This window comes from Pseudomonas sp. NPDC089554 (assembly GCF_050280645.1).
Taxonomy (GTDB): Bacteria; Pseudomonadota; Gammaproteobacteria; order Pseudomonadales; family Pseudomonadaceae; genus Aquipseudomonas.
Window position 1 is genome coordinate 1 of record NZ_JBNNVR010000083.1, and the last position, 24241, is coordinate 24241.

General features: G+C 65.4%; 23 protein-coding genes and 1 tRNA gene. 9 read left to right on the plus strand and 15 right to left on the minus strand.

The window, feature by feature from the left end; all coding sequences use genetic code 11:
* The 7 genes from ACQKPE_RS20585 to ACQKPE_RS20615 all read right to left on the minus strand — a co-directional run.
* A partial coding sequence (locus ACQKPE_RS20585) for an efflux RND transporter permease subunit (RefSeq protein ID WP_427668454.1) occupies nt 1-1287 on the minus strand: 1287 nt, incomplete at its 3' end.
* Nucleotides 1287-2459 carry an efflux RND transporter periplasmic adaptor subunit gene (locus ACQKPE_RS20590; RefSeq protein WP_427668455.1) on the minus strand — a complete coding sequence of 391 codons (1173 nt, stop codon included), beginning with the start codon at nt 2457-2459 and terminating at the stop codon, nt 1287-1289. The genes ACQKPE_RS20585 and ACQKPE_RS20590, both read right to left, overlap by 1 nt.
* Before the next feature lie 110 nt (nt 2460-2569).
* The gene (locus ACQKPE_RS20595) at nt 2570-3091 is read right to left on the minus strand and encodes a GNAT family N-acetyltransferase (protein WP_427668456.1); all 522 of its coding nucleotides are present in this window, start codon (nt 3089-3091) and stop codon (nt 2570-2572) included.
* Nucleotides 3049-3339: a DUF1778 domain-containing protein gene (locus tag ACQKPE_RS20600; protein WP_427668457.1), complete on the minus strand. Its 291-nt coding sequence runs from the start codon at nt 3337-3339 to the stop codon at nt 3049-3051. The genes ACQKPE_RS20595 and ACQKPE_RS20600 overlap by 43 nt, the downstream gene beginning before the upstream one ends.
* 269 nt (nt 3340-3608) lie before the next feature.
* Complete coding sequence (locus ACQKPE_RS20605; protein WP_427668458.1) at nt 3609-6011, minus strand: DUF3772 domain-containing protein; 2403 nt, start codon at nt 6009-6011, stop codon at nt 3609-3611.
* A gap of 54 nt (nt 6012-6065) precedes the next feature.
* Nucleotides 6066-7109: a bifunctional DNA-binding transcriptional regulator/O6-methylguanine-DNA methyltransferase Ada gene (gene ada / locus ACQKPE_RS20610; protein ID WP_427668459.1), complete on the minus strand. Its 1044-nt coding sequence runs from the start codon at nt 7107-7109 to the stop codon at nt 6066-6068.
* A gap of 98 nt (nt 7110-7207) precedes the next feature.
* Nucleotides 7208-7834 carry a DNA-3-methyladenine glycosylase family protein gene (locus ACQKPE_RS20615; protein ID WP_427668460.1) on the minus strand — a complete coding sequence of 209 codons (627 nt, stop codon included), beginning with the start codon at nt 7832-7834 and terminating at the stop codon, nt 7208-7210.
* A gap of 175 nt (nt 7835-8009) precedes the next feature.
* Between ACQKPE_RS20615 and ACQKPE_RS20620 the strand changes: the two genes are divergently transcribed.
* Entirely contained in the window at nt 8010-8525 is a 516-nt protein-coding gene (locus tag ACQKPE_RS20620) for a sigma-70 family RNA polymerase sigma factor (protein WP_427668461.1), read from the plus strand.
* The gene (locus ACQKPE_RS20625) at nt 8512-9468 is read left to right on the plus strand and encodes a FecR domain-containing protein (RefSeq protein ID WP_427668462.1); all 957 of its coding nucleotides are present in this window, start codon (nt 8512-8514) and stop codon (nt 9466-9468) included. Before ACQKPE_RS20620 ends, ACQKPE_RS20625 begins: the two co-directional genes overlap by 14 nt.
* A gap of 15 nt (nt 9469-9483) precedes the next feature.
* Here the strand turns inward: ACQKPE_RS20625 and ACQKPE_RS20630 are convergent, their stop codons facing one another.
* A complete protein-coding gene (locus ACQKPE_RS20630) occupies nt 9484-10641 on the minus strand; it encodes an MFS transporter (RefSeq protein WP_427668463.1) in 1158 nt (385 codons plus the stop codon).
* Between the two features lie 309 nt (nt 10642-10950).
* Nucleotides 10951-12174 (minus strand): MFS transporter, encoded by a 1224-nt coding sequence (locus ACQKPE_RS20635; RefSeq protein ID WP_427668464.1) that lies wholly within the window; start codon nt 12172-12174, stop codon nt 10951-10953.
* 188 nt (nt 12175-12362) lie between these two features.
* Between ACQKPE_RS20635 and ACQKPE_RS20640 the strand changes: the two genes are divergently transcribed.
* The 3 genes from ACQKPE_RS20640 (at nt 12363) to ACQKPE_RS20650 (ending at nt 14472) form a co-directional block, all read left to right on the plus strand.
* Entirely contained in the window at nt 12363-13292 is a 930-nt protein-coding gene (locus ACQKPE_RS20640) for a FecR family protein (RefSeq protein WP_427668465.1), read from the plus strand.
* A gap of 96 nt (nt 13293-13388) precedes the next feature.
* A tRNA-Met gene (locus tag ACQKPE_RS20645) sits at nt 13389-13465 on the plus strand.
* Nucleotides 13466-13578: 113 nt separating this feature from the next.
* The gene (locus ACQKPE_RS20650) at nt 13579-14472 is read left to right on the plus strand and encodes a LysR family transcriptional regulator (RefSeq protein WP_427668466.1); all 894 of its coding nucleotides are present in this window, start codon (nt 13579-13581) and stop codon (nt 14470-14472) included.
* Here ACQKPE_RS20650 and ACQKPE_RS20655 read toward each other — a convergent pair.
* Together ACQKPE_RS20655 and ACQKPE_RS20660 are read right to left on the minus strand one after the other, a co-directional pair.
* The gene (locus ACQKPE_RS20655; RefSeq protein ID WP_427668467.1) at nt 14462-14863 is read right to left on the minus strand and encodes a RidA family protein; all 402 of its coding nucleotides are present in this window, start codon (nt 14861-14863) and stop codon (nt 14462-14464) included. The genes ACQKPE_RS20650 and ACQKPE_RS20655 overlap by 11 nt on opposite strands.
* Nucleotides 14864-14980: 117 nt before the next feature.
* Complete coding sequence (locus tag ACQKPE_RS20660) at nt 14981-15565, minus strand: D-Ala-D-Ala carboxypeptidase family metallohydrolase (protein WP_427668468.1); 585 nt, start codon at nt 15563-15565, stop codon at nt 14981-14983.
* 68 nt (nt 15566-15633) lie between these two features.
* Here ACQKPE_RS20660 and ACQKPE_RS20665 point away from each other — a divergent pair, with 68 nt between their 5' ends.
* Nucleotides 15634-16791 (plus strand): hypothetical protein, encoded by a 1158-nt coding sequence (locus ACQKPE_RS20665; RefSeq protein ID WP_427668469.1) that lies wholly within the window; start codon nt 15634-15636, stop codon nt 16789-16791.
* Nucleotides 16792-16824: 33 nt separating this feature from the next.
* Here ACQKPE_RS20665 and rimI read toward each other — a convergent pair whose 3' ends face one another.
* Together rimI and ACQKPE_RS20675 are read right to left on the minus strand one after the other, a co-directional pair.
* A complete protein-coding gene (gene rimI, locus ACQKPE_RS20670) occupies nt 16825-17280 on the minus strand; it encodes a ribosomal protein S18-alanine N-acetyltransferase (protein ID WP_427668470.1) in 456 nt (151 codons plus the stop codon).
* Entirely contained in the window at nt 17277-18059 is a 783-nt protein-coding gene (locus ACQKPE_RS20675; RefSeq protein ID WP_427668471.1) for an energy transducer TonB, read from the minus strand. The genes rimI and ACQKPE_RS20675 overlap by 4 nt, the downstream gene beginning before the upstream one ends.
* Before the next feature lie 354 nt (nt 18060-18413).
* On the opposite strand from ACQKPE_RS20675, the gene mksB reads away from it, so the two are divergent.
* Genes mksB through mksF form a run of 3 tightly spaced genes read left to right on the plus strand, consistent with a single transcriptional unit; the run spans nt 18414 to nt 23228 of the window.
* Nucleotides 18414-19703 (plus strand): Mks condensin complex protein MksB, encoded by a 1290-nt coding sequence (gene mksB / locus ACQKPE_RS20680; RefSeq protein WP_427668472.1) that lies wholly within the window; start codon nt 18414-18416, stop codon nt 19701-19703.
* Nucleotides 19693-20400, plus strand: a complete 708-nt coding sequence (gene mksE, locus ACQKPE_RS20685; RefSeq protein ID WP_427668473.1) for an Mks condensin complex protein MksE — start codon at nt 19693-19695, stop codon at nt 20398-20400. The genes mksB and mksE overlap by 11 nt, the downstream gene beginning before the upstream one ends.
* Complete coding sequence (mksF, locus tag ACQKPE_RS20690; RefSeq protein ID WP_427668474.1) at nt 20397-23228, plus strand: Mks condensin complex protein MksF; 2832 nt, start codon at nt 20397-20399, stop codon at nt 23226-23228. The genes mksE and mksF overlap by 4 nt, the downstream gene beginning before the upstream one ends.
* Nucleotides 23229-23358: 130 nt before the next feature.
* On the opposite strand, the gene ACQKPE_RS20695 is transcribed toward mksF, so the two are convergent.
* Nucleotides 23359-23814 (minus strand): CreA family protein, encoded by a 456-nt coding sequence (locus ACQKPE_RS20695; RefSeq protein ID WP_427668476.1) that lies wholly within the window; start codon nt 23812-23814, stop codon nt 23359-23361.
* 23 nt (nt 23815-23837) lie between these two features.
* The coding region (locus ACQKPE_RS20700) for a PUA domain-containing protein (RefSeq protein WP_427668475.1) at nt 23838-24241 on the minus strand (404 nt) is incomplete at its 5' end.

The following is a 24241-nucleotide window of genomic DNA, read 5'->3' on the forward strand; positions in this document are numbered from 1 at the left end:
CGGCTCCAGGCCCTCGGCGATATTGCGCTCGACGTTCTCCACCATGACGATGGCATCGTCCACCACGATGCCGATCGCCAGCACCAGGCCGAACAGGGTCAGGGTATTGATCGAGTAGCCCAGCAAGTAGAGGAAGGCGAAGGTGCCGACCACCGACACCGGCACCGCCACCAGCGGAATGATCGACGCGCGCCAGCTTTGCAGGAACAGGATCACCACCAGCACCACCAGCACCACGGCCTCGAACAGCGTGTGCTGCACCGCACTGATCGACTCGCGAACGAACACCGTCGGGTCCCACACCGCCTTGTAGACGATCCCTGGCGGGAAGCCTTCGGACAATCGGTCGAGAATGCGGTACACCTCGTCGGCCACGCCCAGGGCATTGGCCCCCGGCGACAGGAAGATACCCGCCGTGGCCGCGTTGTGATCGTCCTGGAACACCCGCATGGTGTAGTCGCCGGCACCCAGCTCGACCCGCGCCACATCGCCCAACCGCACCAACTGGCCGTCGCTGCCGCGCTTGATGACGATATCGGCGAACTCCGCAGGCGTGCTCAAGCGACCGCGCACAGTCACCGAGGTGAGGAAATCCGCCTTGCTGGGGTTCGGCTCGGCGCCCAGTTGCCCGGCGGACACCTGCACGTTCTGCTCGCGGATCGCCGCCAGCACATCGTTGCCAGTCAGCCCGCGAGCCGCCAGCTTGCCCGGCGACAGCCAGATACGCATGGCGTAGTCGCCAGCGCCGTACAGCCCGACGTCGCCGATGCCCTTGATCCGCGCCAGCTCGTCCTTCACCTGCAAGGTCAGGTAGTTGCGCAGGTACAGCGAGTCGTAGCGGTTGTCGGGGGAGTACAGGCTGACGTACATCAGCGGCGTCGGCGACTGCTTCTGGGTGGTCACGCCGTACTGCCGCACCTGCTCGGGCAAGCGGCTCAGGGCCTGGGCCACGCGGTTCTGCACACGCACTGCGGCGGTGTCGGGCTCGACGTCCGGGGTGAAGGTCACCACCACTTGCAGGCTGCCGTCGGAGCCGGCCACCGACTTCATGTACATGATCCCCTCCACGCCGTTGATCGCCTCCTCCAGTGGAATGGCCACCGACTCGGCGATCTCCGTGGGGTTGGCACCCGGCCAGGTGGTGCGCACCACCACGCTGGGCGGCACCACTTCCGGGTACTCGCCCACTGGCAGCAAGGGGATGCAGATCAGGCCCACGGCGAACATGATCACCGACAGCACGATGGCGAAGATCGGCCGGTCGATGAAAAAGCGCGAGAAGTCCATCAGCGAGCCTCCGCCACGGCGGCCTGGCTGGCCTTGACCGGCGCGCCGGGGTAGTAGATACGTTGCAGGCCGCCGACGATCACCTCATCGCCCGGCGCCAGCCCGCTGTCGATCACCCGCAGGCCCTCGTGCATGCGCCCGGGCACCACGTCGCGCCGCTGCGCGGTGCTGTCGGCGCCGAGCAGGTAGACGTACTTGCGGTCCTGGTCGGTGAGCACGGCCTTGTCGTCGATCAGCACAGCCTGGCGGCTGGCGGCACCGGCCAGTTGCACGCGGGCATACAGCCCTGGGGTGAAACGTCGGTCGGGGTTGGCCAGTACCGCACGCAGGCGGATGGTGCCGGTGCGCGCGTCGAGCTGGTTGTCGAGGAAGTCGACGCGGGCCTCGTGAGGGAAGCCTTCGTCATTGGCCAGGCCGATGCGCACCTGCATCTGCTCGGCGCTGGCGCGCCCGGCCTGGTAGCCGAGCCAGCTGTGTTCGTCGGGGTCGAAGTAGACGTATACCGGGTCTTGCGAGACTACCGAGCTCAGCAGGCTCTGGTCGGCGACCACCAGGTTGCCCAAGGTCAGCAGCGCGCGGCTGGCACGGCCAGCGACCGGTGCGCGGACTTCGGTGAACTCCAGGTCCAGCTTCGCCCGCGCCACTTCGGCCTGGGCGTCATTGACGTCGGCGACACTCTGCAAGTAGCTGGCATTGCGCGTCTCGGCCTCGTCGCGCGACACCGCGTTGGCCTGCACCAGGCGCTGGGCGCGCTGGTGCTGCGCCTGGGCGAGGATGCGGCTGGCACGCGCCCGCTCGAGGCGCGCCTGGGCACTTTCCAAGGTCGCTTTATAGGGGCGCGGGTCGATGACGAACAGCAGGTCGCCACGCTTGACCTCGGCGCCCTCGGTGAAGGCGATGCGGGTGATATAGCCGCTCACCCGCGGACGAATCTCCACCGCGTCGACCGCCGCGATGCGGCCATTGAAACTGTCCCAGGCGCGAATCTCGCGCAACTGCACCGGCGCCACCTCCACCTGCGCTGCGGCGGGTGCCTCGGCGCTGGCAGTGCGCTCGTCACAGCCGGCCAGCGCCAGCAAGGCCAGGGCCAGCGCGCTGCTCCCGGGCAGCACGCGAAAGCATCGGCGTAGCACGCGCAGGGCGTCGCCGGGGTAGGCAAATGAGGGAGGCATGGTGGTGTTCCTGCTGGCATCTATGGATGCCCGGCATGGTCGCCGGGGTCAGCAGGGGGAAAAATAGCCAATCGCGGCTTTTCACTGGGGACCATTGCGCCCCGTGAGAGTCACCTGAGCGAAAGCATCATGGTCTTCGGGGAGAGGTCAGGGCAGGAAATGAAACCAGCAGTCTTTGCGTAGAACCGCTCCAGCCTTTCGGTCAACGGATGCACGATCATGGCCACGCACCCCACCATTTCCGAAGCTACCAGTGCGCGCTCCAATGCATCCTGCAGCAGGTCGGTGGCGATACCTTGCCCGGCCGCCTCGAGCGTAACGCCCATGCGCCCGAGCACGACCACCGGCAGGTCGTTCGGTGCATTGCGTCGCAACCTCGCCGTTGCACCATGCGCCCGGGCCACCGAACCATTGGACAGCGTGTAGAAACCAGCGACCTCTCGCGTACCGTGGAAACAGGTCACATACACCACCGCGTGCTTGGCCTGTTGAGCCTTCAAGGCCTTGTCGCGCAAATAACCATTGATCGACGCTTCGCCACAGTCGAAGCGGGTCAGGTCATGGCGCTCATCGAGCTTTTGTGGAGCACTCAGCGCCAGCGCTTGGGCCTGGCCAACAGCTTCTTCACGCATTCATTGCTCCTGATGGGGTTGTCTTCCAGCGCCTGGGCGAACCGATCGAAGGCGTTTTCATCGAGCAGGAACAACCGTTGCTCCATCAGCACTTCTTCGGCGCGCTTGCAGGCCGCCTCGAGTACAAAGCTGGTGCGGTCGCCACCGACGACCTCGACGGCAGCGTCGATCAGGTCGCGTCGGTGCTCGGCAACGCGCATGTTCAAGGGCACCGATCGAGAGCGGTCCCGGGTTTGCAGTTCACTCATGGAGAACTCCTCGTTCGCCTGCGCAGCGCTGTCCCCACGACGCAGGCAATGAAAAACCGGCGCGGATCGCCGGTGAATCAAAGGCTACTCCAGCGTAACGCTTTTGTATATCCGTATAGCTGTTGGATTTACATAAAACGACATCCTGACAGCGCAATGGCTTCAGAAAGTTTTGAATGCGAGGCCAAGGCCGAAAAGGTCGCTGGCCAAGCATTAGGCTCGGCCAGGCGACTCAGAAGGGAAACCGAGGGCGCGCCGCGCCCCTGGCTTTAGGCGGGCTCGTCAGCCGGGCGCTGTGCTTCTTGCAGCAACACCATGCTCTGCGGCGACGACAGCGAAATACCCTCGTCGCGCAGGCGGCCGAGGATGGTGAACAGCAAGTCGCTGCGTGCCCCAGACACCTGCCGCGGCCCCGCCACGTAACCACTGACGTTCAGCACCATGCCGCTGGCGGTGATGTCCTTGAAGGTCACCGAGACCGCCGGGGCATCGAGAATCGCCTCGTGCTCGTGGAACGCCGTGAGCAGCAGTTCGCGTACCTGGTTGGCGTCAGTTTCCAGCGGCAGGGTCAAGGTGATGCCGACCACGCCCAGGGCATTGGCCATGGTCACGTTGCGCACGTTCTGCGAGATGAACTGCGAGTTCGGCACGATCACCGTGGAGCGGTCGCCCATCTGGATCTCAGTGGCGCGCACGTTGATGCGGCGGATATCACCCTCGACCCCCGCCAGGCTCACCCAGTCGCCCACCTTCACCGGGCGCTCGGTGAGCAGGATCAGGCCGGAAATGAAGTTCTGCACGATCTGCTGCAAGCCGAAACCGATGCCCACCGACAGCGCACTGACCACCCAGGTCAGGCTGGTGAGGTTGATGCGCAGGGTCGACATCACCAGCATCGCCAGGAACAGGAAGCCCAGGTAGCCAACCAGGGTCACCAGGGAGGCGCGCATGCCGGCGTCCATGTCGGTTTCCGGCAGCAGGCGCTCGCTCAGCCAGCGCTTGACCACGCGGATGGCCAACCAGCCGCCGATGAAGATCGCGATAGCCAGGAAGATGTCCTGGGGCACGATGCTCAGGTTGCCAAGCACCTTGCCGCCACTGCCATCCCATTCGGCCAGGCTCAGCAGCAGCTCGCCAGGGCTGGTGCCCGAGGGCAGGAACGCCAGCAAGGCGGCGATCAACAGCATCACGGTACGGCCAATACCCGCCAACACCGTGCTGAACTGCGCCTGGTGGCGCTGCTGCATGCCCAGCGCCGAGGCCAGCGCGCGGCCTGCGGGCTCGCGGGGCGACAGCAGGGTTTCGCAGAGGTCGCCGAACACCGTCACCAGCAGGTAGGCACAGGTGGCGACCACGCTGATCCACAACAGCTTGGCCGTGAGGAAATAGGCCAGGGTCAGGTAGCCGGCCAGCAGCGTCAGCAGGATCGCCCCCACCCACACCACGACCACGAACGGGATCAACCCGGCAAGCCCTGCCGGGCGCTCCAGGCCGTGCTCGCGGCGGGTGCGGCGGTAGCGCACCAGGGCAGCGACGAAGATCAGCGACACCACCAGCGCGGTCAGGCCGTTGGTGGCCACGGTCAGCGCCAGGCTGGTGCCGATCACGCTATTGATACGCTCCTGGGTCAGCAGCAGTACCAGCGCCAGCGCCAACACCTGCGGGAACCAGCTCAGCGCACTGGCGACCTCGTCGGGGATCGGCGGCAGGCGCCACGAAGGGCGTTGCAGCATCAGCATGGCGCGGCCAAGGCCTGCGATGAAGGCGCTGAACACCACCAGGGTCAGGACATGGTTGGTCAGGCTGGCCAGGTCGGTGCCCAGTTGCGCGCTGGTTTCCAGGCCCCAGCGCAGCAGCGACACGGCACCGGCGATGGTCGACAGCGTGGCCAGACTCACGCCCACCGCCAGGGCGCTGCGCCGCAGGCGGCCTTCCGGCAGCCAGCGGATCATCGCCTTGGCCAGCAGGCGTTCGAGCTGGCGCCGCACCAGGGTCCACACCAGCACGGCGGCGATCACGCTGGCGAGGAACCACCAGCGGTGTTCGGGGCTGAAGGCACTGGACAGCGCATCCGCCGCCTCGCCACGCAGGTCGCGCAGGCGGGCTACGTCATCGTCGGTGGGGCGGATCAGGCTCGACCAGAACGCAGGGCTCAGGGGGCTCGCGGCGCGGCTGGTGATCTGCGAGTTGAACAGGCTGCGACGCAGGTTGACGATCTGCGTGGCCAGGTCGCGGGCCGACTGGGTCAGTTGCTGGGCCTGCTTCTGCTGGGCCTGCAACTTCTTTTTCTCATCCGCCAGTTGCTTGCGTTGACTGGTGATGCTCTGGGCTTCGTCCGGCAGCACCGGGCCGAGCACGTTGAGCTGGTCGTCCAGGCGGTCGATGTCGCTGGTACGCAAGGTACCCAGCGCATCGGCCTGGCGCTGTACCTGCAAGGCGGCCTGGCGCAGTTGCGAGAGCAGGTCGTCGTTGGCATTGCTGGTCACGCCCTGGCGTACCAGGTCGAGCCGTTCGCTCAACTGATCGAGGCTGGCATCTTCCTCAAGGGCCGGCACGCCCTCGCTGAGCAGTTGCGAGACCGGCGTGGCACCCGCCGACCAGGCCGGCTGCGCCACGCACAAAAGCAGAGCAAGAAACACCGAATACAATCGGAAAAGGCCTACGCGACCCATCGAATTCCCCTAAACCCAACTGGACAAGCCGGGAATTCTACGCTGCTGCGGCGCTCAGGTGATTACCGTTTCTCGGTCCAGCAATTGCCGCTTGCGCTCCACACCCCAGCGGTAGCCGCTGATATCACCGTCGCGGCGCACCACGCGGTGGCAGGGAATGGCCACCGCAATGCGGTTGGCCGCGCAGGCCAATGCTACGGCGCGCACGGCCTTTGGTGCGCCAATGCGCTCGGCGATATCGCTGTAGCTGACCCGCCCCCCAGCCGGCACCTCGCGCAGGGCCTGCCACACACGTTCCTGGAAGGCCGTGCCTTGCACATCCAATGGCAAGGCCAAGCCTAGCCCTGGGTGTTCGACGAAGCCCACCACTTCGGCCACAAACCGCTCGAAACCGGTATCACCGCCCACCAGCTCGGCTTTGGGGAACTGGTCCTGCACGTCACGCAGCAAGGCCTCGGGGTCGTCGCCCAGCAGAATCGCGCAGATGCCGCGTTCGCTTTGCGCCACCAGGATCGCCCCCAGGAAGCACTGGCCGATGGCAAAATGAATGGTCGCCCCGGCACCGCCTGCGCGGTAGTCACGGGGGCGCATGCCTAGGCGCTGGCCAGCGCTTTCGTAGAAGCGGCTGCCCGAGTTGTAGCCTGCTTCGAAGATGGCATCGGTGATCGAGTCGCCCTCATCCAGCCGCTCGCGCAGACGGCGGGCGCGGAAAGCGGTGGCGTAGGCCTTCGGCGTGAGACCGGTTTCGGCTTTGAACAGGCGGTGCAGGTGGAAAGGGCTGACGCCCAGCTCAGTGCCGAGCTGATCGAGGTTGGGGGCTGTTTCGCTGGCTTCGATCAGCCGGCAGGCACGTGCTACCAGGGCCGTGTGGCGGGTTTCCCGCAGGTTGCCGGCGCAACGTTTGCAGGCGCGGTAGCCCGCAGCTTCAGCGGCCGTGGCATCGTTGAAGAACGCGACGTTCTCGCGCTTGGCCATGCGTGACTTGCAACCTGGGCTGCAATACACCCCGGTGGTACGCACGGCGTAGACGAAATGGCCGGCGGCGGCGCTGTCGCGAGCTTGCACGGCCTGCCAGCGTTGGGCGTCGGTGGTGTACATGGCGGCGGTCCTTGGTAAGCAGTTGCGGCAAGATTGCCAGAGGCGGTGGACGGCGGCTCCCCGATTCTTGCTGGGTAATCGCAGGGTTTGAGTTGCCCTCAGGCCCGCCACAGGTACCAGGCTGCCACTGTCCGGTGCGGGCTCCAGGCGCCGCCCAGAGAACGCATCTGCGCAGGCGTCGGGGCCTTGTCCAGGCCCTTGATGCGCCGGTAGCCCTCGCGCACGCCAAAGTCGTCCACCGGCAGGATGTCGGAGCGCTCCAAGGCGTAGATCAGCAGCATCTCCACTGTCCAGCGGCCAACCCCGCGCAGCGCCACCAAGCGCTCGATCAAGGCATCGTCGCCCAGGCTGCGGGCCTCGTCGAGGCTGGGCACCTGCCCTTCCAGACGGGCCTGGGCAATACCCTGAACGGTCGCCAGCTTGCTGGCGGAAAAACCGCAGGTGCGCAGCGTCTCGGGGTCGGTCGCCAGCAATTGCTCGGGGCTGGGGAAGTCCACCTGCGGGTATAGCGCCAGCATCCGTCCAAGAATCGCCTCGGCAGCACGGGCATGCAATTGCTGATACGCCACTGCACGCACCAGCGCTTCGAACGGCTCGCGCCCAGGGGTTGCACGGTGCTGGCACGGGCCAATGGTTTCGATATGCCGCGCCCAGTCCGGGTCGAGCGACTGCAGGAACTCGCTGGCCTCGCGGTAGGCATGTGGGGAAAGGTCGGCCCTGATCATGACGCATCACCTGTGCAACGGTTGAAGGCTCATCTTAGATCAACCGTTCATCGGCGAAACGGCCGTTCTTGCGCGACTAATTCCCGATGAACCGTTGCCCTGTGGCTACTCGCCCACATAGAATTGAGAAACATTAACAATCGTACTCTCTTTTAGCTGTGGGGCACGCCATACGATGCAGGTCAACGAGACGCTCAAGCCCGCCGAAGTCGATCTGCTCTACCAGTCCCACCACGCTTGGCTGCGCGGCTGGCTGCGGGCACGGGTAGGCTGTCGCGAACACGCTGCGGACCTTGCCCAGGACACCTTCGTGCGCGTGCTGCGGGCACGCCAGGTGGCCCCGCTGAAGGAGCCTCGGGCCTACCTGAGCAGCATCGCCCGTGGGCTGATGATCGACCAGTACCGTCGCCGTGCCCTGGAGCGTGCCTACCAGGAAAGCCTGGCCAGCATGCCAGAGGGCGAGACGCCCAGCGAAGAACACCGCCATATCATTCTCGACACCCTCGAACGCCTGGACCGTGCCCTGCTGCAACTCAAGCCGCGGGCGCGCCAGGCGTTCCTGTTGGCGCAGCTCGATGGCCTGAGCATTCCGCGCATCGCCCTGCACCTGGAGGTGTCGCGGGCCACGGTGGAGCGCGACCTGGCCAAGGCCCTGGGCGTCTGCTACCGGTTGCGCTATGCCGATGCCTGAACGCATTCCGGCCCAGGCCCAGGTCGACCAGGCCATCGACTGGCTGGTGAAACTGCGCTTCGACGAGCCTTGCCCGCGCAGAGAGCAACAGTTCCAGCAATGGCTGGCCAGCCACCCGCACAACGCCCTGGCCTGGCAGCGGGTCAACCACCTCGGCGAGGAGCTGGCCGTGCTGCCCGGCGCGCTCAGCCGGCGCACCCTCGAAGGCAGCCGAAGCCTGCGCAGCAGCCGGCGTGACCACCTCAAGCTGCTGGGCGTTCTCGCCGTGGGCAGTGGCCTGCTGTGGGGCGCACGCGAGCCGCTGGGCCTGCCCGCGCTGCTGGCCGACAGCAGTACCGCCACCGGCGAGCGACGTGGCCTGCAAGGCAGCGACGGCAGCCGTCTGCTGCTCAACACCGACAGCGCCATCGACCTGCGCTACAGCCCTGACCAGCGCCTGCTGACCCTGCTGCGCGGCGAGGTCAGCCTGGACAGCAATGGCGACGACACCCGCCCGTTCCATATCGATACCGCCATCGCCGACATGGACACCCACAACGGCCAACTGCTGCTGCGCGAGAACGACCAGGGCCTGCTGCTGGCGGTACGCCGCGGCGAGGTCACGCTGTTCCCCTCCTCCGCCACCCCGCGCCGGGTGCTGCCGGGCGAAATCCTCCAGGTGAGCGCCGATGGCCAGTTGCAACTGGCCCACCTGCACGGCGACCCCTGGGCCTGGACCGACGGCGTGCTCAGCGTGCAGCAGATGCCGCTGGGCGAATTCGTGAATGAACTGTCGCGCTACCGCCCAGGCGTATTGCGCTGCGCGCCGGAGGTGGCCGGGCTCAAGGTGTCCGGCACCTTCCAGCTGGGCGACAGCGAGCAGATCTTGCGCCTACTGGCGCGCTCGCTGCCGGTGCGCATCGACTACCGCACCCGCTACTGGGTGAGCATCGGCGCGGCCTGAGTGGCCGCTGCGCCTTCAATCCACCACCGCCCGCAACGCCCCCGCCCGTCGATACGCCTGCTGGGCAAAGCACACGAACAACCCCGCCATCAGCGCCAGCGCCATGGGCAAGCCATGGGGCGCGACATTCATCGCCGCACCGCTGACCAGCGGCCCCACCAGGCTCCCCACGCCCCACAGCAAGCCAACGCTGGCATTGGCCGTGACCAGGTCGCGCCCTTTGAAGCGCTGGCCGATCAGCACCAGCGCCAGCGTGTAGATGCCCCCTGCCACCGCCCCCAGTACCACCAGCAGCGGCCATAGCAGCCAAGTCACCTGCAGCAGCCATGGCAGACCGATGCCGATGGCCATCGCCACCACGCCGCAGGCCAGGTGCAGGCCGGTGCGCTCCACCCGGTCGGCGAGCCAGCCCAGCGGCAGCTGGAACAGCATGTCGCCGGCGAACACCACGGTCACCATCAGCGCCGCCACGCCCACGGCAAAGCCCAGGCTGGTGGCGTACACCGGCAGCAGCGACAGCACCACCGCATCGAAGAACGAGAAGAACAGCACTGCCATGCATAGCGCCGGTGCCACGCGCAAGAATCCACCCAGGGTGAAGCTTTTCTCGGTTTCGTCGTGGCGTACGCGATCGTTAGGCACGGTGAAGGCAATGCACAGCAGCGCCAGCCCATAACAGCCGGTCACCACACCGGTCACCCAAGGGCTGTTCGCGCCCACCAGCGCCAGCATGGCCGGGCCGAGCACCTGGAAGCCGGTGAAGCTGGTGGCGTACAGGGCCATGATCTTGCCGCGGTTGTGTTCCGGGCACAGCTCGTTGACCCACGACTCACCGAGGATGATCGCCACCCCCATGCCAAGCCCCAGGCCCAGGCGCAGCAAGGCCAGCAGCCAGGTCGACGAGAACGCCCATTCCAGCAGCGCGATGCTCAGTGCGCACAAGCTGAAGCACAGCAGGTAGAGGGTACGTCGGGTGAAGTAGCGGCAGCAGGCATCGACCATGAACGCCGAGAGCATCATGCCCGCTGCGGGGATGGCCGAGACGATACCGATCTTGAGGGTGTCGGCCCCCGCCTCGTGCAAGCGCAACGACACCAGCGGCAAGCTGGCCCCCAGGCTGAAGCCGACGACGGACACGGCGAACAACAGGCCCGCCAGCAAACGCATGTTCATGTACCACTCCTGACAACACTGAAAAGATGGGCGAACGCAAACGCCCCCAGGCCACGCAAGGGCTGCGGGCAGGCGAGGACGCGAAGGTCAGTTCAGGGTCGGGTGTGGCGAGAAGGTGAAAGCGAACAATACGCTGCGCCGCCGCTTCAGCACTGTGTCGCTCGGCCACGGACGACGCGCTGTCGGGGCGACAGGGCGAGCGGGGCTAAGGGGCAGGGTGCGGCGCATGGTGTCGGTTACAGGCATGGAAAGGACAGGCACTCTAGGCCAACCGAAGTTGGCCCGTCAATCGTGCCCGCCGAAGGTGGGTCAGCGTTTACCGGTGGAAGGCAGGAACACTGCGAGCAAACCAAACAGCGGCAGGAACGAGCACAGCCCATACACGTACTCGATACCCCGCAAGTCGGCCAGGTACCCCAGCAGCGCCGCGCCGATACCGCCGAAGCCGAACATCAACCCGAAGAAAATCCCGGCGATCATTCCCACGTTGCCCGGCACCAGTTCCTGGGCATACACCACGATGGCCGAGAAGGCCGAAGCCAGGATGAAACCGATCACCAGGCTCAGCACCGTGGTCCAGAACAGGTCGGCATAGGGCAGCGCCAGGGTGAACGGCGCCACGCCCAGGATCGAGAACCAGATCACCGCCTTGCGCCCGATGCGGTCGCCGATCGGCCCGCCGAAGAAGGTGCCAGCCGCCACCGCGCCGAGGAACAGGAACAGGTGCAACTGCGAGCTGGCCACCGACAGGTCGAACTTCTCGATCAGGTAGAAGGTGAAGTAACTGGTGAAGCTGGCCATGTAGAAGTACTTGGAGAACACCAACAGCCCCAGCACCACCAGCGCGGCGAGCACCCGCTGGCGCGACAGCCCGTGGGTAGCCGCCTGGGCCTTGCGCGCCTTGAACTGGTTGAGGTGGCCTTTGTACCAGCGGCGCAGCATCAGGGTGACGCCGAAGAAGAACAGCCCGGCCAGGCCGAACCAGGCCACGTTGGCCTGCCCGAACGGAATGACGATGGCCGCTGCCAGCAGCGGGCCGAAGGCTGAACCGGCGTTACCGCCCACCTGGAAGGTCGACTGCGCCAGGCCGAAACGCCCGCCCGAGGCCAGGCGGGCGATACGCGAGGTTTCCGGGTGGAAGGTCGAAGAGCCGATACCCACCAGCGCCGAGGCCAAAAGAATCATCGGGAAGCTGCCGACGAACGCCAGCATCACGATACCTACCAGCGTGCACAGGGTGCCCAGCGGCAGCAGGTTGGGCGTGGGCCGCTTGTCGGTGTAGAAGCCCACCCAGGGCTGCAACAGCGAGGCGGTGATCTGGAAGGTCAGGGTAATCAGGCCGATCTGGGTGAAGCTCAGGTCGTAGTTGGCCTTGAGCATCGGGTAAATGGCCGGTAGCACCGCCTGGATCAAGTCGTTGATCAGGTGCGCCAGGGCACAAAAGCCGATGATCCGCAGCACCAGCGGGCTGCTGCCAGAGGCGGCCGGGGCGCTGTTGGTCACGGGGCTGGTCGGGGTACTGCTGATAGCCATGAGCTGTGAGTCCGTCGCGGGTTTGGGATCCGATTATTAGAAACATCTGGATACGAAGCCACCCTTATTTACCTTCGGATGCCATCCGTCCGCCACGTACTTGCAAATGGTTCTCACTATATTTAGCATCCTCAGCATCTGCCCCCCGTAGACATTGGGCCAAACCGCCCTCTTCACGAGTAGCCCCCATGAACCCGATGCCCGCCCTGCCGTGCCCCCACGACCCACAACGGGAAGCGCTGGAATGGTTCGCCCGCTTGCGCCAGGCCAGCGCCGACGAACGCCAACGCAAAGCCTTCGCCGAATGGTGCCAGGACCCGGACAACGCCCATGCCTTCGCCGAACTGGAAACCCGCTGGCAACAGCTGCCTCCCGCTGCGCGCCTTCGTCCTCGGGAACTCAAGGCGCGCCGCAGCCACCTGGGCAAGTACCTGGGTGTGCTGTTCCTGTTGCTGGTGGCGGCGCTCGCCTATCGGTACTGGCCACTCATGCAACGCCTGGGCAGCGAGCTGCACACCGACGCTGGCGAACGACGCAGCGTGCGCCTGGCCGATGGCTCCACCCTGCACCTGGACAGCGCCAGCGCCATGAACGTCGACCTGCGCGGACGCACCCGGCACCTGCAACTGGTGCAGGGGCAGGTGTTCGTGGAGGTGATGCTCGATGGCCGGGCCCTGGACGTGCAGGTAGACGATGCGCGCATCCAGGTGTTCGGCACGCGGCTGATGCTCGCCCGCTGGGCCGACCACGATGAGTTGGTGGTGCTCAACGGCAAGGCCACCCTCAGCCTGGGCGGCGACCAGCGCCTGCTCTCGGCAGGTGAGCGGGTGAGCTTCACCAACATGCGCATCGGCGCGGTGGAGAAAGCCGATACCAAGGCTGCCGATGCCTGGCGTAACGGCTACCTGCAAGCGCGCAACCTGCCACTGGGCCAAGTACTCGAACGGCTGGCCGGCTATCAGGGCCAACGTGCCTGGGTGATGGACGAGCAGCTGGCCTACCGACGCGTCAGTGGCGACTTCAACCTCGATCGCCCCGGCGAAAGCCTTGAACGCCTGGCCACCGAGCAGGACGTGCGGCTGCACAACGTGCTTGGCCACTGGATGATTGCCCGCTGACAACCGATCGTCGGGCTAAGCATTTGAAAGCTTGGAAAATTTTTTAGAGCGGGTGTTGACAGGTAACCGATTCGAGCGAATAATGCGCGCCATCTTGGCTACATAGCTCAGTTGGTTAGAGCACGGCATTCATAATGCCGGTGTCCGGGGTTCAAGTCCCTGTGTAGCCACCATATACTTGTCTAGCGATCCCAAGGGTCTCTAGACAACCCCAAGAAAGCCCGCCCTGTGCGGGCTTTTTTGCATCTGCCTGTATTTCCCCACCTTAGCCGAGGCGGATATCAGCATGAACCAACTCCTGGCAATGCGCGCCTTCGCGCGAGTGATCGAGAGCGGTTCGTTCAGCCGAGCCGCCGAACAACTGGACCTGCCGCGCTCCACGGTCAGCAAGCTGATCAGCGACCTGGAAAAGCACCTGGCGATCAAGCTGATCCAGCGCACCACACGCGCCCTCACGCCCACCTCCGACGGCCTGGCGTACTACCGCCAGGCCATACGCCTGCTGGCGGAACTGGACGAAGTGGACAGCGCCGTACGCGGGCGCAAGCTCCAGGCACACGGCCCCTTGCGCATCGATGCACCGGCCTCGTTCGCCAACTGCCTGCTGATTCCAGCGCTGATGGAGTTCAATCGCCAATACCCCAACATCACCATTGCCCTTGGCATCAGTGACCGCGCCGTGGATATCGTCAGCGAAGGGGTGGACTGCGTGATTCGGGCGGGCAAGCCGGAGAACCTGGCGATGATCAGCCGGAAAATCACCGACCTCGAATACGTCACCTGCGCCGCCCCCAGCTACCTGAGGCGAATGGGCACCCCGTTATCCCCCGATGACTTGCAGAAGAACCACCGAAGCGTGGGGTACTTTTTCGCCTCCAACAAAGTGGAGCCGCTGATTTTCGAGCAAGGGACGGTGCGCCACGAAGTGGGCGATCATGCGTTCACGACCAACGAAGGCAATGGCCTCAAGGAAATGCTGGTCGCGGGTGCAGGCGTGGGGCAACACTTTCGCAGCATCGTCCAGCATTACTTCAATACCGGCCAGCTGGTGCCCCTCTTGGAGGAGTGGTCACGACCGACCATGCCCCTGCACCTCCTGTACCCACCCAATCGGCATCAGAACACGCGCCTGAAGCTGTTTATCGACTGGGTCATTCAGCGCTTCGGTATCACGCAATAATCGCGGTTACCCGAATTTCCACACGCATGGTCGGCAAGCCGAGGGACTCGATGCCCACTTGTGTCCAGATCGGTGCGTGGTTGGGCATGTACTTGCGGTAGCACTTGACCATGGTTTCGTTCACTTCGGGCGGGAAGCCGCCGACGTGGTAGGAGTTGACGTGAACCACGTGCTCCCAGCCCGCGCCCGCTTCGGCCAGGGTGCGGGTCAGGTTGTCGAATGCCTGGGCGATCTCGTCCTCGATGGCCGCAGGAATGTTGAACTCATTGTCCCAGCCGCCCTGCCCGGAAGTTTCCACGCGATTACCGATTTTAACGGCCTGGGAATAGTGAAGGTTCTCACGCATGTAGTGGCCATAACCGGGCGTGACGAAAAACTCGGGCTTGCTCATGATCGATCGCTCGCAGAAGTGAATAACAGCGAACATGCTAGGGGACGGTACGCGCAAAGATAAATCCCGCTTTCTGCCATGACTTTCCATGCCCATGGACAATGCCGCAGCGCCCTTTCACCCGGCCTTGGCACAGAACGACGACCTCGCACTGCCATCCCCGCCCCAGGTGCGGTAGCCCGCCGTATCAAGATGAATACGCCCCGACGGATAACGCCCCAGCCCCATGTTCCAGGCCTCGCCATGCTGTTGCCAGAAGCGGCACAGCGGGTTGGGGTCGGCCCAGTCCGGCAGCAGTACATCGACCGCAAAGGCCCGGGTGTGGGCGCTGCCGACTGCCCCGCCGGCACAGGTGTTCAGCGCAGGGGCACGGTAGGCCGACACCACCTCGAACTGGCGCAGGATACCTTGCTCTCCCAGGGCCTTGAGCAGCGCCAGGGTCGAGCGCACTGCCGGCCACTGGCTGCTGGGCGGTACAGCGAACGGCGAGGCATGGCACTGGCGCCAGTCGGACGCCGAGCGCAACAGCTGGTGGATTGGCACCACGCCATACAGCCGCGCATTCACCAACATCTCGCGAAAAGGCCGGGTTTGATGGTCCCCGGCCCACTGGGCGAACATCCACAGGTCGCGCTCGTCGGCCTGTGCAGCGAACGGCCCGACGACAAACATGGCCATTAGCCACAACTTGGCACTTTTCATCCCCCCACCTCTTCATCCAGTATGAGCGCGCCCGCCATCCCCTGGCGGCCACTGACAAGGAGTTAAGCATGCAAAAGATTGCTGTATCTGGCCTCGCCGCCCTCGCCTTCAGCGGCCTGGTCATGGCGGACGCGAAAATCGACCTGGGTGATGCGCAGCGTGTGACTCGGCTGTTCGCCTACCCCAACAATTGCAGCGTGATCTGCTTTCGCGACTGGACCCTGGAACAAACCGTCGAGCACTACCTGACCCAAAGCGTGCGCCGCGATGGCTACGCCGACGCCCAGGTACACGTGCGCCGCGACAACGACAAGCTGCACGCCGAGATCACCAAAGTACCCGAGAGCTACGCAGAGCCGCTGCGCAAGCTGCTCGACAGTGGCGAGCTGGCCTACCAGGGCGCCACCAAGCTGAACAAGGATGGCAAGTGGTCCTACGACTGGTACCTGTTCCTGCCGCTGGGCATGGCCCTGGAGAACCGCCGTAGCATCGAGCTGCTGCACTTCCCGCCGGACTACTCGCTGACCCAGGCCCAGGACTACCTGCGCTCCAACACCACCGACCGCTGGGCCCAACTGCTGACCTTCAACGGCGTGGACGCCAGCCAAACGTCGGCCTACCAGACCATCGTCGACATCGCCCCGATCGCCGCCCCGGCCAGCGCCGGCAGCGATTTGGTCGACACCTACAGCTACTTCACCGACTACCAGGTGCGCATGGTCAAGGAAATGACCGTGCGCGAAGGTGCCAAGCCTCTGCCGATGGTCGCCTTCGGCGCGCCAGTGCGTAGCTGGATCCAGCAGCAATATGGGCCGAAGGTCGATGTGCTGGGCCTGGTCAGCATCAGCCCGGAGGCCGGCCAGCAGGTCCCGGTACTGGGTTCGAACCACCCGAGCGCGATCTGGTATGCGGCCGACAAGAACAGCTACGGCGGCGACCAGGACAAGGCCGACGCTGCGGGCCTGAAGATGATGGGCCAGGACCTTACCGCGGCCTGCTGGCAGGCCGGCATGGGCCGCAACCCCCAGGCCGACGCCAAGCTGACCCTGGATGCCTGCAGCACCAAGTGGCAGGTCACCCAGAAGAAGCAAACCTGCGAGCTGTTCTACCGCACCATCCGCGACATGACGCCTGAGCAGGCGGCCGCCAAGTGCAATACCGGCGCGGCGACCCGCAACCTGCGCGACCTGCGTGCGCCGGTGGAAGGGGAACAGCCCGCTATCTAAGGTGGGGATATCGCGGGGCTCGCCCCGCGATGTTCAATCTTCGAACAAGGTGCAGGCCATCACCAGCGCATCCTCGCGCCCACCCGCCACCGGGTAGTAATCGCGCCGCCGGCCAATCTCGTTGAACCCATAGCGCTCATACAACCGGTACGCCGACTGGTTGCTGGCGCGCACCTCCAGGAAACACTCCCGGCCATTGAGCTGGTAGGCCCGCGCCATCAGGTGCTCGAGCAGCTTCAGGCCCAACCCGCAGCCCTGGTTCTCAGGCTTGACGGTGATGTTGAGCAGGTGCGCCTCATCGATGATCACGTTGATCACGCCATGGCCAACCTGCTGCTGGCCGTCGAACATCAGCCACACTTCGTACGATTTCAGCGCATCCAGGAAGATGCCGCGGGTCCAGGGGTGGCTGAAGGCGGCGTATTCGACTTTCAGCACGGCATCCAGATCCGCCTCGGTCATCGGGCGGAAACTGATCGAGTCACTCATTCAACGGTTTTCCAGCGCGCCATCAGCTGGCGCATCGCTTTCCAGACGTCAGCCTTGCGCTGCGGCTCGTCCATCAACAGTTCCAGGCCCGGCAAGGCCCACGCGTCGCCCAGCCCGTCGAGCTTGAGTGCTTGGTAGTAGGCCTGCTCGTCGGCGCCCCCGGCAAAGCGCACGGCCGGCAGGCCCAGCAGCCACAGGCAGGTGCTGGGGGCTTCTTCCAGACGCGCCTGGATAAAGCCTTGGACGAAGTCCCGCGCCGCATCAGGCCCCTGGTCCATGTTGCCGCGCACCAGCAGCGGCCAGCGCACCGGCTCGCCGATGATCTGCGGGGCATCTGGCAAGCCGGCGGCGCGCAGCATGTCCTTGAGCAACAGGTAGGAAGGGTCGCGGCTCTGGAACGGCTGCCCGGTGGCCAGCTCCACCAGCAGCAGGCAGCGCCCGGCGCGTAGCAGTTGCAGGGCGAAGCGTGGCGGCGGGACGGGCGCCGGGCGAACAGCCTTGGGCGTCTCTTCCTCGGCTTCGACCGGCTTGGCGGCGGGTTTGCTGGCAACGCTGGGACGCGGAATCTCGATTTTCGGACGTTCGCCCGAGCGTGCCTGCGGCGCTTCGCTAGGTGCCGGGGCACTGGGACGTACGTCGAGCGCGGGCTCTTCGAGCGGCGTCAGCGGCAGCAGCAGTTCCGGGCGCGACGGAGCTGCGAACGGCAGTTCGGCGCGCGGCAGCCAATGCACCACTTGCATGGCGGAAAGGTAGGCGCGGCGGCGGGACTCGGTCAGCAAGGCACGGGTATCCGGGAGGTGTGCGGGTAATCAGGCATTCTAACGCCGTTGGCGGCGTCTTGCTGCAACAGGCAGGCGGAAAGTTGTCGGCTTTTCCGGCCTCTTCGCGGGCAAGCCCGCTCCTACAGAGTTTACGCTGCCCCTGAAATCGCGCTCCTGGGTACATTCTGGGTTGGTTGATTTCAGATTTCGCGTAGGAACGCGATTCTGGAAATTAAGTGGAGCCTGTGTAGGAGCGGGCTTGCCCGCGAAAAGGCCGGTACAGGCAACGCAAAACCCAGACCAAGGGGTGAAATCCTCCCCCCCGTATGCAGTACAATCGCCCCTTTTACTTGGCAACGAGTCGACCCGCCAATGATCGAACCCAAGCGCGTCCTGCGCGCCCTAGCCGAACACTGGGCCTTGATCGAGCCGCTGTGCGAGCGCTTCGACCAAGGCACCCTGAGCCTGGTCGAACTGCGCCAGCAGCTGGCCCGCCAGCAGGTGGAAAGCACCCCGCAGGAGATCACCCAGCTGCTCGACGTGTGGATCCGCCTGGACATCCTGGTGCCGGTGGCCAAAAGCCCGAACCGCTTCGAACTCAACGCGCAGATCCACGACTTCCTCGCCTACCTGCGCCGCGAGCACCGCCTGGGCCTGTGCCTGGAGATCGAGGCCTACCTGCGCCATCTCGAGCGCCTGGCCGGGCATATCCAGGACGCCTTCGACAACCGCGACAGCGACGACCTGGCGCGCCAGCTACGCCTGCTCGACATGCGCGTGCGCGACGTACTGAAGAAGCTCGACAACGACGAACAGGCGCTGGTGGCCGTGGCCGAGCGGGCCAAGACCAGCAACCGCCAGATCCCCCTGCGCCAGCGTTATGCCGAAGTGCTGGCCACCTGGGACGAATACGTCGAGCCGATGATCCAGCTGGTCAACGCCGACGGCGCCTTCGAGCAGGGCGTGCGCCAGGTCGAGACCGTGCTGCTGCGCCTGCTGGGCGAGCAGGCGCGCCTGGGCCACCTGGTCGACGACGACATGCTGCTGCGCACCCACGCGCGCATTCTGGAAATGCAGACCAGCGCCCAGCTGACCCTGCGCCACGCCCGTGAACTGCTGCTGCCGCTGCGTGAAGAAGCGCGTCGGCACAACGCCGTGACCCGTGGCGCGGCCCTGGCGCTGTCGGTCATCCGCAAGAAGGGCCTCGACGCCCTGCCCCAGGCCGCCATGCCAATGTTCACCCGCCCGCAAAGCACCTTCCTCGGCAGCGCCAGCCAGGTCGAGGCCTACGTCTATGCCCTGGCCCGCTTCGAGCCCAAGCCTGCGCGCTTCCCCAAGGCGCACAAGGTGCAGAAAGGCCCGCTGCCGGGCGCACCGCGGACGGTCAAGGAAATGCTCGAACGCTGCGAAGACGCCCTGCCGCTGCCCGACCTGATGGTCTGGCTGCTGGAGCAGGAGCCCGAAGGCGCCACCGACGAACTGCTGTACTGGTTCTCGCGCCTGTCGCGCGAGAAGCGCTTCAAGCGCGAGCGCCTGGAACGCCAGGACTACAGCACCCGCGAACACCTGGTCAGCCTGCGCTCGTTCGCCCTCACCTCGAGCCGCGACGCGCAGCCGCAGACCACGCCCGAATCCAACGCGAGCCCCGCCCATGCATCTTGATCTCTCCGAACTGTCCCAGCTCGCGCCGATCTTCCGCGAACTGTTCAAGGGCTTCCACGTCAGTCGCCGCGACCCTGAACTGTACGCCCAGCTATCGAACTTCCAGGACCAGTACCGCACCCTGTTCAAGGCCCTGGGCTTCGAGCTGGTGTGCGACACCCGCGGCTTCTACTACTTCGTGCCCGAGCAGGCCGCCGCGCAGGTCAACAAGACCGCCCAGCGCCTGTCGCTGTTCACCTTTATCCTGGTGGAACACCTGGCCGACCAGGGCCGCGACCCGATGGCCGTGCTCGACGGCGGCAGCATTGGCCGCGACGAGCTGCCTTCGCTGCTGGAAAAATACCGCGACCTGTTCATCCAGGCCGAGGTGCAAACCGTCGAGGAGCTGGAAGAAAAGATCCTGCGGCGCATGACCCAGCTGGGCTTCGCCCTCGAGGAAGGCGGCATCTACCGCTTCCTGGCGCCGATGCACCGCTTCCTCGACGTGTGCCTGTCGGTGCAGCAGGACCGCGACCTGGCTGCCAGCCTGCACAGCGACCTGCCGCTGCCGGTCCCGGTGCTGATCGAAGAAGAAACCCCGGAAGAACTCAACCGCACCGAAGACCCGCTCGACCTCACCCCCTTCGAGGCCGAGGAAAGCGAAGAGGACGCCCTGGCCCGGGCGATTCGCGAAGAGCAACAGGAGATTGACGCATGAGCCAGGAACGCTACGGCATTCGCCGCTTCGCACTGCTCAACACCGCCGGCTACAGCCTGGGCCTGTTCCCCCTGGAACACCCGCTGTCGGTCTATGGCGCGAACAACCTGGGTAAATCGGCGTCGATCAACGCCCTGCAGTTCCCGATTCTGGCGCGCATGTCGGACATGAGCTTCGGCAAGTACAGCCTGGAGCAGTCGCGGCGTTTCTACTTCGCCAGCGATACCAGCTACATCCTCTGCGAACTCAACCTGCCCCACGGCCCCCACGTGATCGGCGTGGTCGGCCGCGGCCCGGGCGGCGGCTTCGGCCACCAGTTCTTCGCCTACCAGGGCCAGCTGGACCTGGCGCACTACCAGAAGAACGACACCTGCCTGCGCCAGAAAGAGCTGTTCACCAACCTTGAGCAGCACGGCCTGAAGGCCTACGAGCTCAAGCCCGACGAGCTGCGCCGCCTGCTGGTGGGCGGGCACACCTCGGTGCCGCTGGACCTCACGCTGATCCCGCTGCGTTCGACCAGCGAACAGAGCCTGAAGACCTTCCGCTCGCTGTTCATCAACCTGCTGCACATGCGCGAAATCACCGCCGCCAAGCTCAAGCAGCTGTTCCTCGATGCCTTCGAGCACAGCCTGCGCTCGGGCAGCGTCGACTACATCGCCGCCTGCGACGAGGCCTTCCGCGACGTGCGCCGCATGGAGCAGGACTACAACGCCCTGGTTGCCGCAGGCCCCTTGGTCGAGGCCCTGGCCGGTGGCGTGGCCCAGCGCGACCTGCTGCGCGGCAAGCTGCACCGCCTCTCGCCACTGCTCGACAACCTGCTGGGCACCTGGCAGGACTACGCCATGGCGCGCAAGGAAGAGCTGGTGATCCAGGCCGAGCACTACCGCGGCGAGCAGGATGCCCTGCAGAACGACCAGCGCAGCGGCACCCAGGAGCTGATGCGCCTGGAGCGCGAGATCACCGGCATCCAGCGCTGGCTGGGCGAGCTGTCGGTGCTCAAGCACCGCTTCGCCCTGGTCGATGACGTCAAGGTGCTGGAGCAGCAGCTGCTGGCCGCCAAGGATGCCCACGACGAGCTGGCCGGCGCCCTGGCGCAGTCGCGCCAGTTCTCCGCCGAAGACCTCGACGAGCGCGTGCGCGACCTGGAAAAACGCGTGAAGACGGTCAAGCAGCAGCTCGACCACGCCGACAACAACAGTTACGCCCGCCTGCGCGAAGAATTCTCCCAGGCCGATGTCGAGCGCCTGATGCGCCTGTTCAACGGCGCGCTGTTCAGCCTGCCCCTGGGCGAGAACGGCATTGCCCTGGATGATGGCGAGCAGTGGGTCAAATCCCTGGAAGCGGTGCTCGACGGCTTCAAGGGCGAGCGCTTCGAAGTGCCGGGCCTGTCCATCGACCTGTCGCACATCGACCCGCCTGCCCTACAAGCCCTGGCCGACCGCGCCGCCCTGCGCGACCAGAAAGAACGCTTGGAAAAAGAACTCAAGCAGCTCAAGACCCAGCAGGCCGTGGCCCTGGACCGCGCCGCCAGCAAGGCGCAGACCGAAGCCCTGTACCAGCAGGTGCTGGACGCCCAGAAAGCTTTGGAAGACTTCCGCCGCAGCGAAACCCTGAGCGCCGAAGAGCCGGAGAAAATGGAACAGCTGGCGCAGCTCGAAGCCGCCCAGGACGAACTCAAGCGCTCCAGCGACGCCTTCACCGAGCGCGTCCAGCAGCTGTCGGCGAAGCTGCAACTGATTGGCCGGCAGATCGCCGACCTCGAAGCCAAGCAGCGCACCCTCGACGACGCCCTGCGCCGGCGCCAGCTGCTGCCGGCCGACCTGCCGTTCGGCACGCCGTTCATGGAGCCGGTGGACGACTCGATGGACAACCTGCTGCCGCTGCTCAACGACTACCAGGACAGCTGGCAGGGCCTGCAACGCGTCGACAACCAGATCGAGGCGCTGTACGCCCAGGTGCGCCTGAAGGGCGTGGCCAAGTTCGACAGCGAAGACGACATGGAGCGCCGCCTGTCGCTGCTGATCAACGCCTACTCGCACCGCACCGAGGAAGCCCTGACCCTGGCCAAGGCGCGCCGTGCAGCGGTCACCGACATCGCCCGTACCCTGCGCAACATTCGCAGCGACTATGACAGCCTGGAACACCAGCTGGCGCTGTTCAACCGCGAGATCAACCGTCGCCAGGTCTCCAACCTGGAGAGCTTCCGCGTGGTGCTGGCACCGAACAAGGAAGCGCTCAAGCACATCGACCAGATCATCCACAGCGCCGGCCAGTACGAGGAGGGCGAAACCCTGTCGGTGTTCGACCTGACCCAGAGCGCCGACCAGGACAACAAGAACGAAGAGGCCAAGGAGTACCTGGCGCGGCTGGTGGCGGCCAACCACAACCAGCTGGGCCTGAAGGACCTGTTCGAACTGGCCTTCGAGATCACCAAGATCAACGGCCAGCCGGTGATCCACGCAGATATCGACGGCGCTGCGTCCAACGGCACCACCATGACCATCAAGGCGCTGACCAACATGTACCTGTTGCTGCACCTGATGGACCGCGACCTGGCCGGGCGCATTCGCCTGCCGTACTACCTCGACGAGGCGGCGGACATCGACGAACGCAACCAGGCGGCGTTGCTGGAAACCAGCCAGCAGCTGGGCTTCGTGCCGATCCTGGCGAGCGTGAAGCCGCAGGTGTCGGCGCGGGTGGCGATCGATCTGGAAGGTGGCAGCGGGCCGAATGGCATCTACATCGACGAGGCGGACTGGAAGTACATCAGCCGTCGCGATGAGGTGAAGGCGATCGTGCGGGAGGATGAGGCCGAGGAATTGGCCTGATTCGGTGTATTGGGGCTGCGTTGCAGCCCTATCGCGGGCAAGCCCGCTCCTACAGGTTTTTCACCGTCCTTGTAGGAGCGGGCTTACCCGCGAACGAGGGCGCAGCCCTCGCAATACAGTCAACGCGGTGTCATTTCGCCCAAGGCAGAATCGGAATCGCCGTCACCGCATTCTGCGGGCTGCCTTCGATCACCCGGTCGCTGTACACCAGGTACACCAGCGTATTGCGCTTCTTGTCGAGAAAACGCACCACCTGCATGGTCTTGAACACCAGCGAGGTGCGCTCCTTGAACACCTCCTCGCCGTCTTTCAACTCCCCCTTGAAGTTGATTGGCCCCACTTGGCGGCAGGCAATCGACGCCTCCGCACGGTCTTCCGCCAACCCCAACCCGCCTTTCAGGCCGCCCGTCTTGGCCCGCGACAGGTAGCAAGTCACGCCCTCGACCTTGGGGTCGTCGAAAGCCTCGACCACGATGCGGTCGTTAGGCCCGACGAACTTGAACACGGTGGACACCTGGCCGATTTCCTCGGCCCCGGCCAGCATCGGCAGCGCCAGCGCCAGCGCCAGCGCCGCCACGGCAAACATCCTTTTCAGCACAGGCATGCTCCTCAAACCAGAACCAGGTTGTCGCGGTGCACCAATTCCGGCTCGGCGATATAGCCCAGCAGGCCTTCGATGGCATCGGAAGCCTGGCCGATGATTTTCTGCGCTTCCAGCGCGCTGTAGTTGGCCAGCCCGCGAGCGACTTCGACGCCATCCGGGCCAACGCACACCACCATCTCGCCCCGGCGGAAGCTGCCTTGCACGGTCTTGACTCCAACCGGCAGCAGGCTCTTGTTGGCCTGGCGCAGAGCCTGCACGGCACCGGCATCCAGCACCAGGGTGCCACGGGTTTGCAGGTGCCCGGCCAGCCACTGCTTGCGCGCAGCGATCATGCCGCGCTCTGGCGACAGCAGGGTGCCCAGGCGCTCGCCCGCCTTGAGACGGTCGAGCACGCGCTCGATACGCCCAC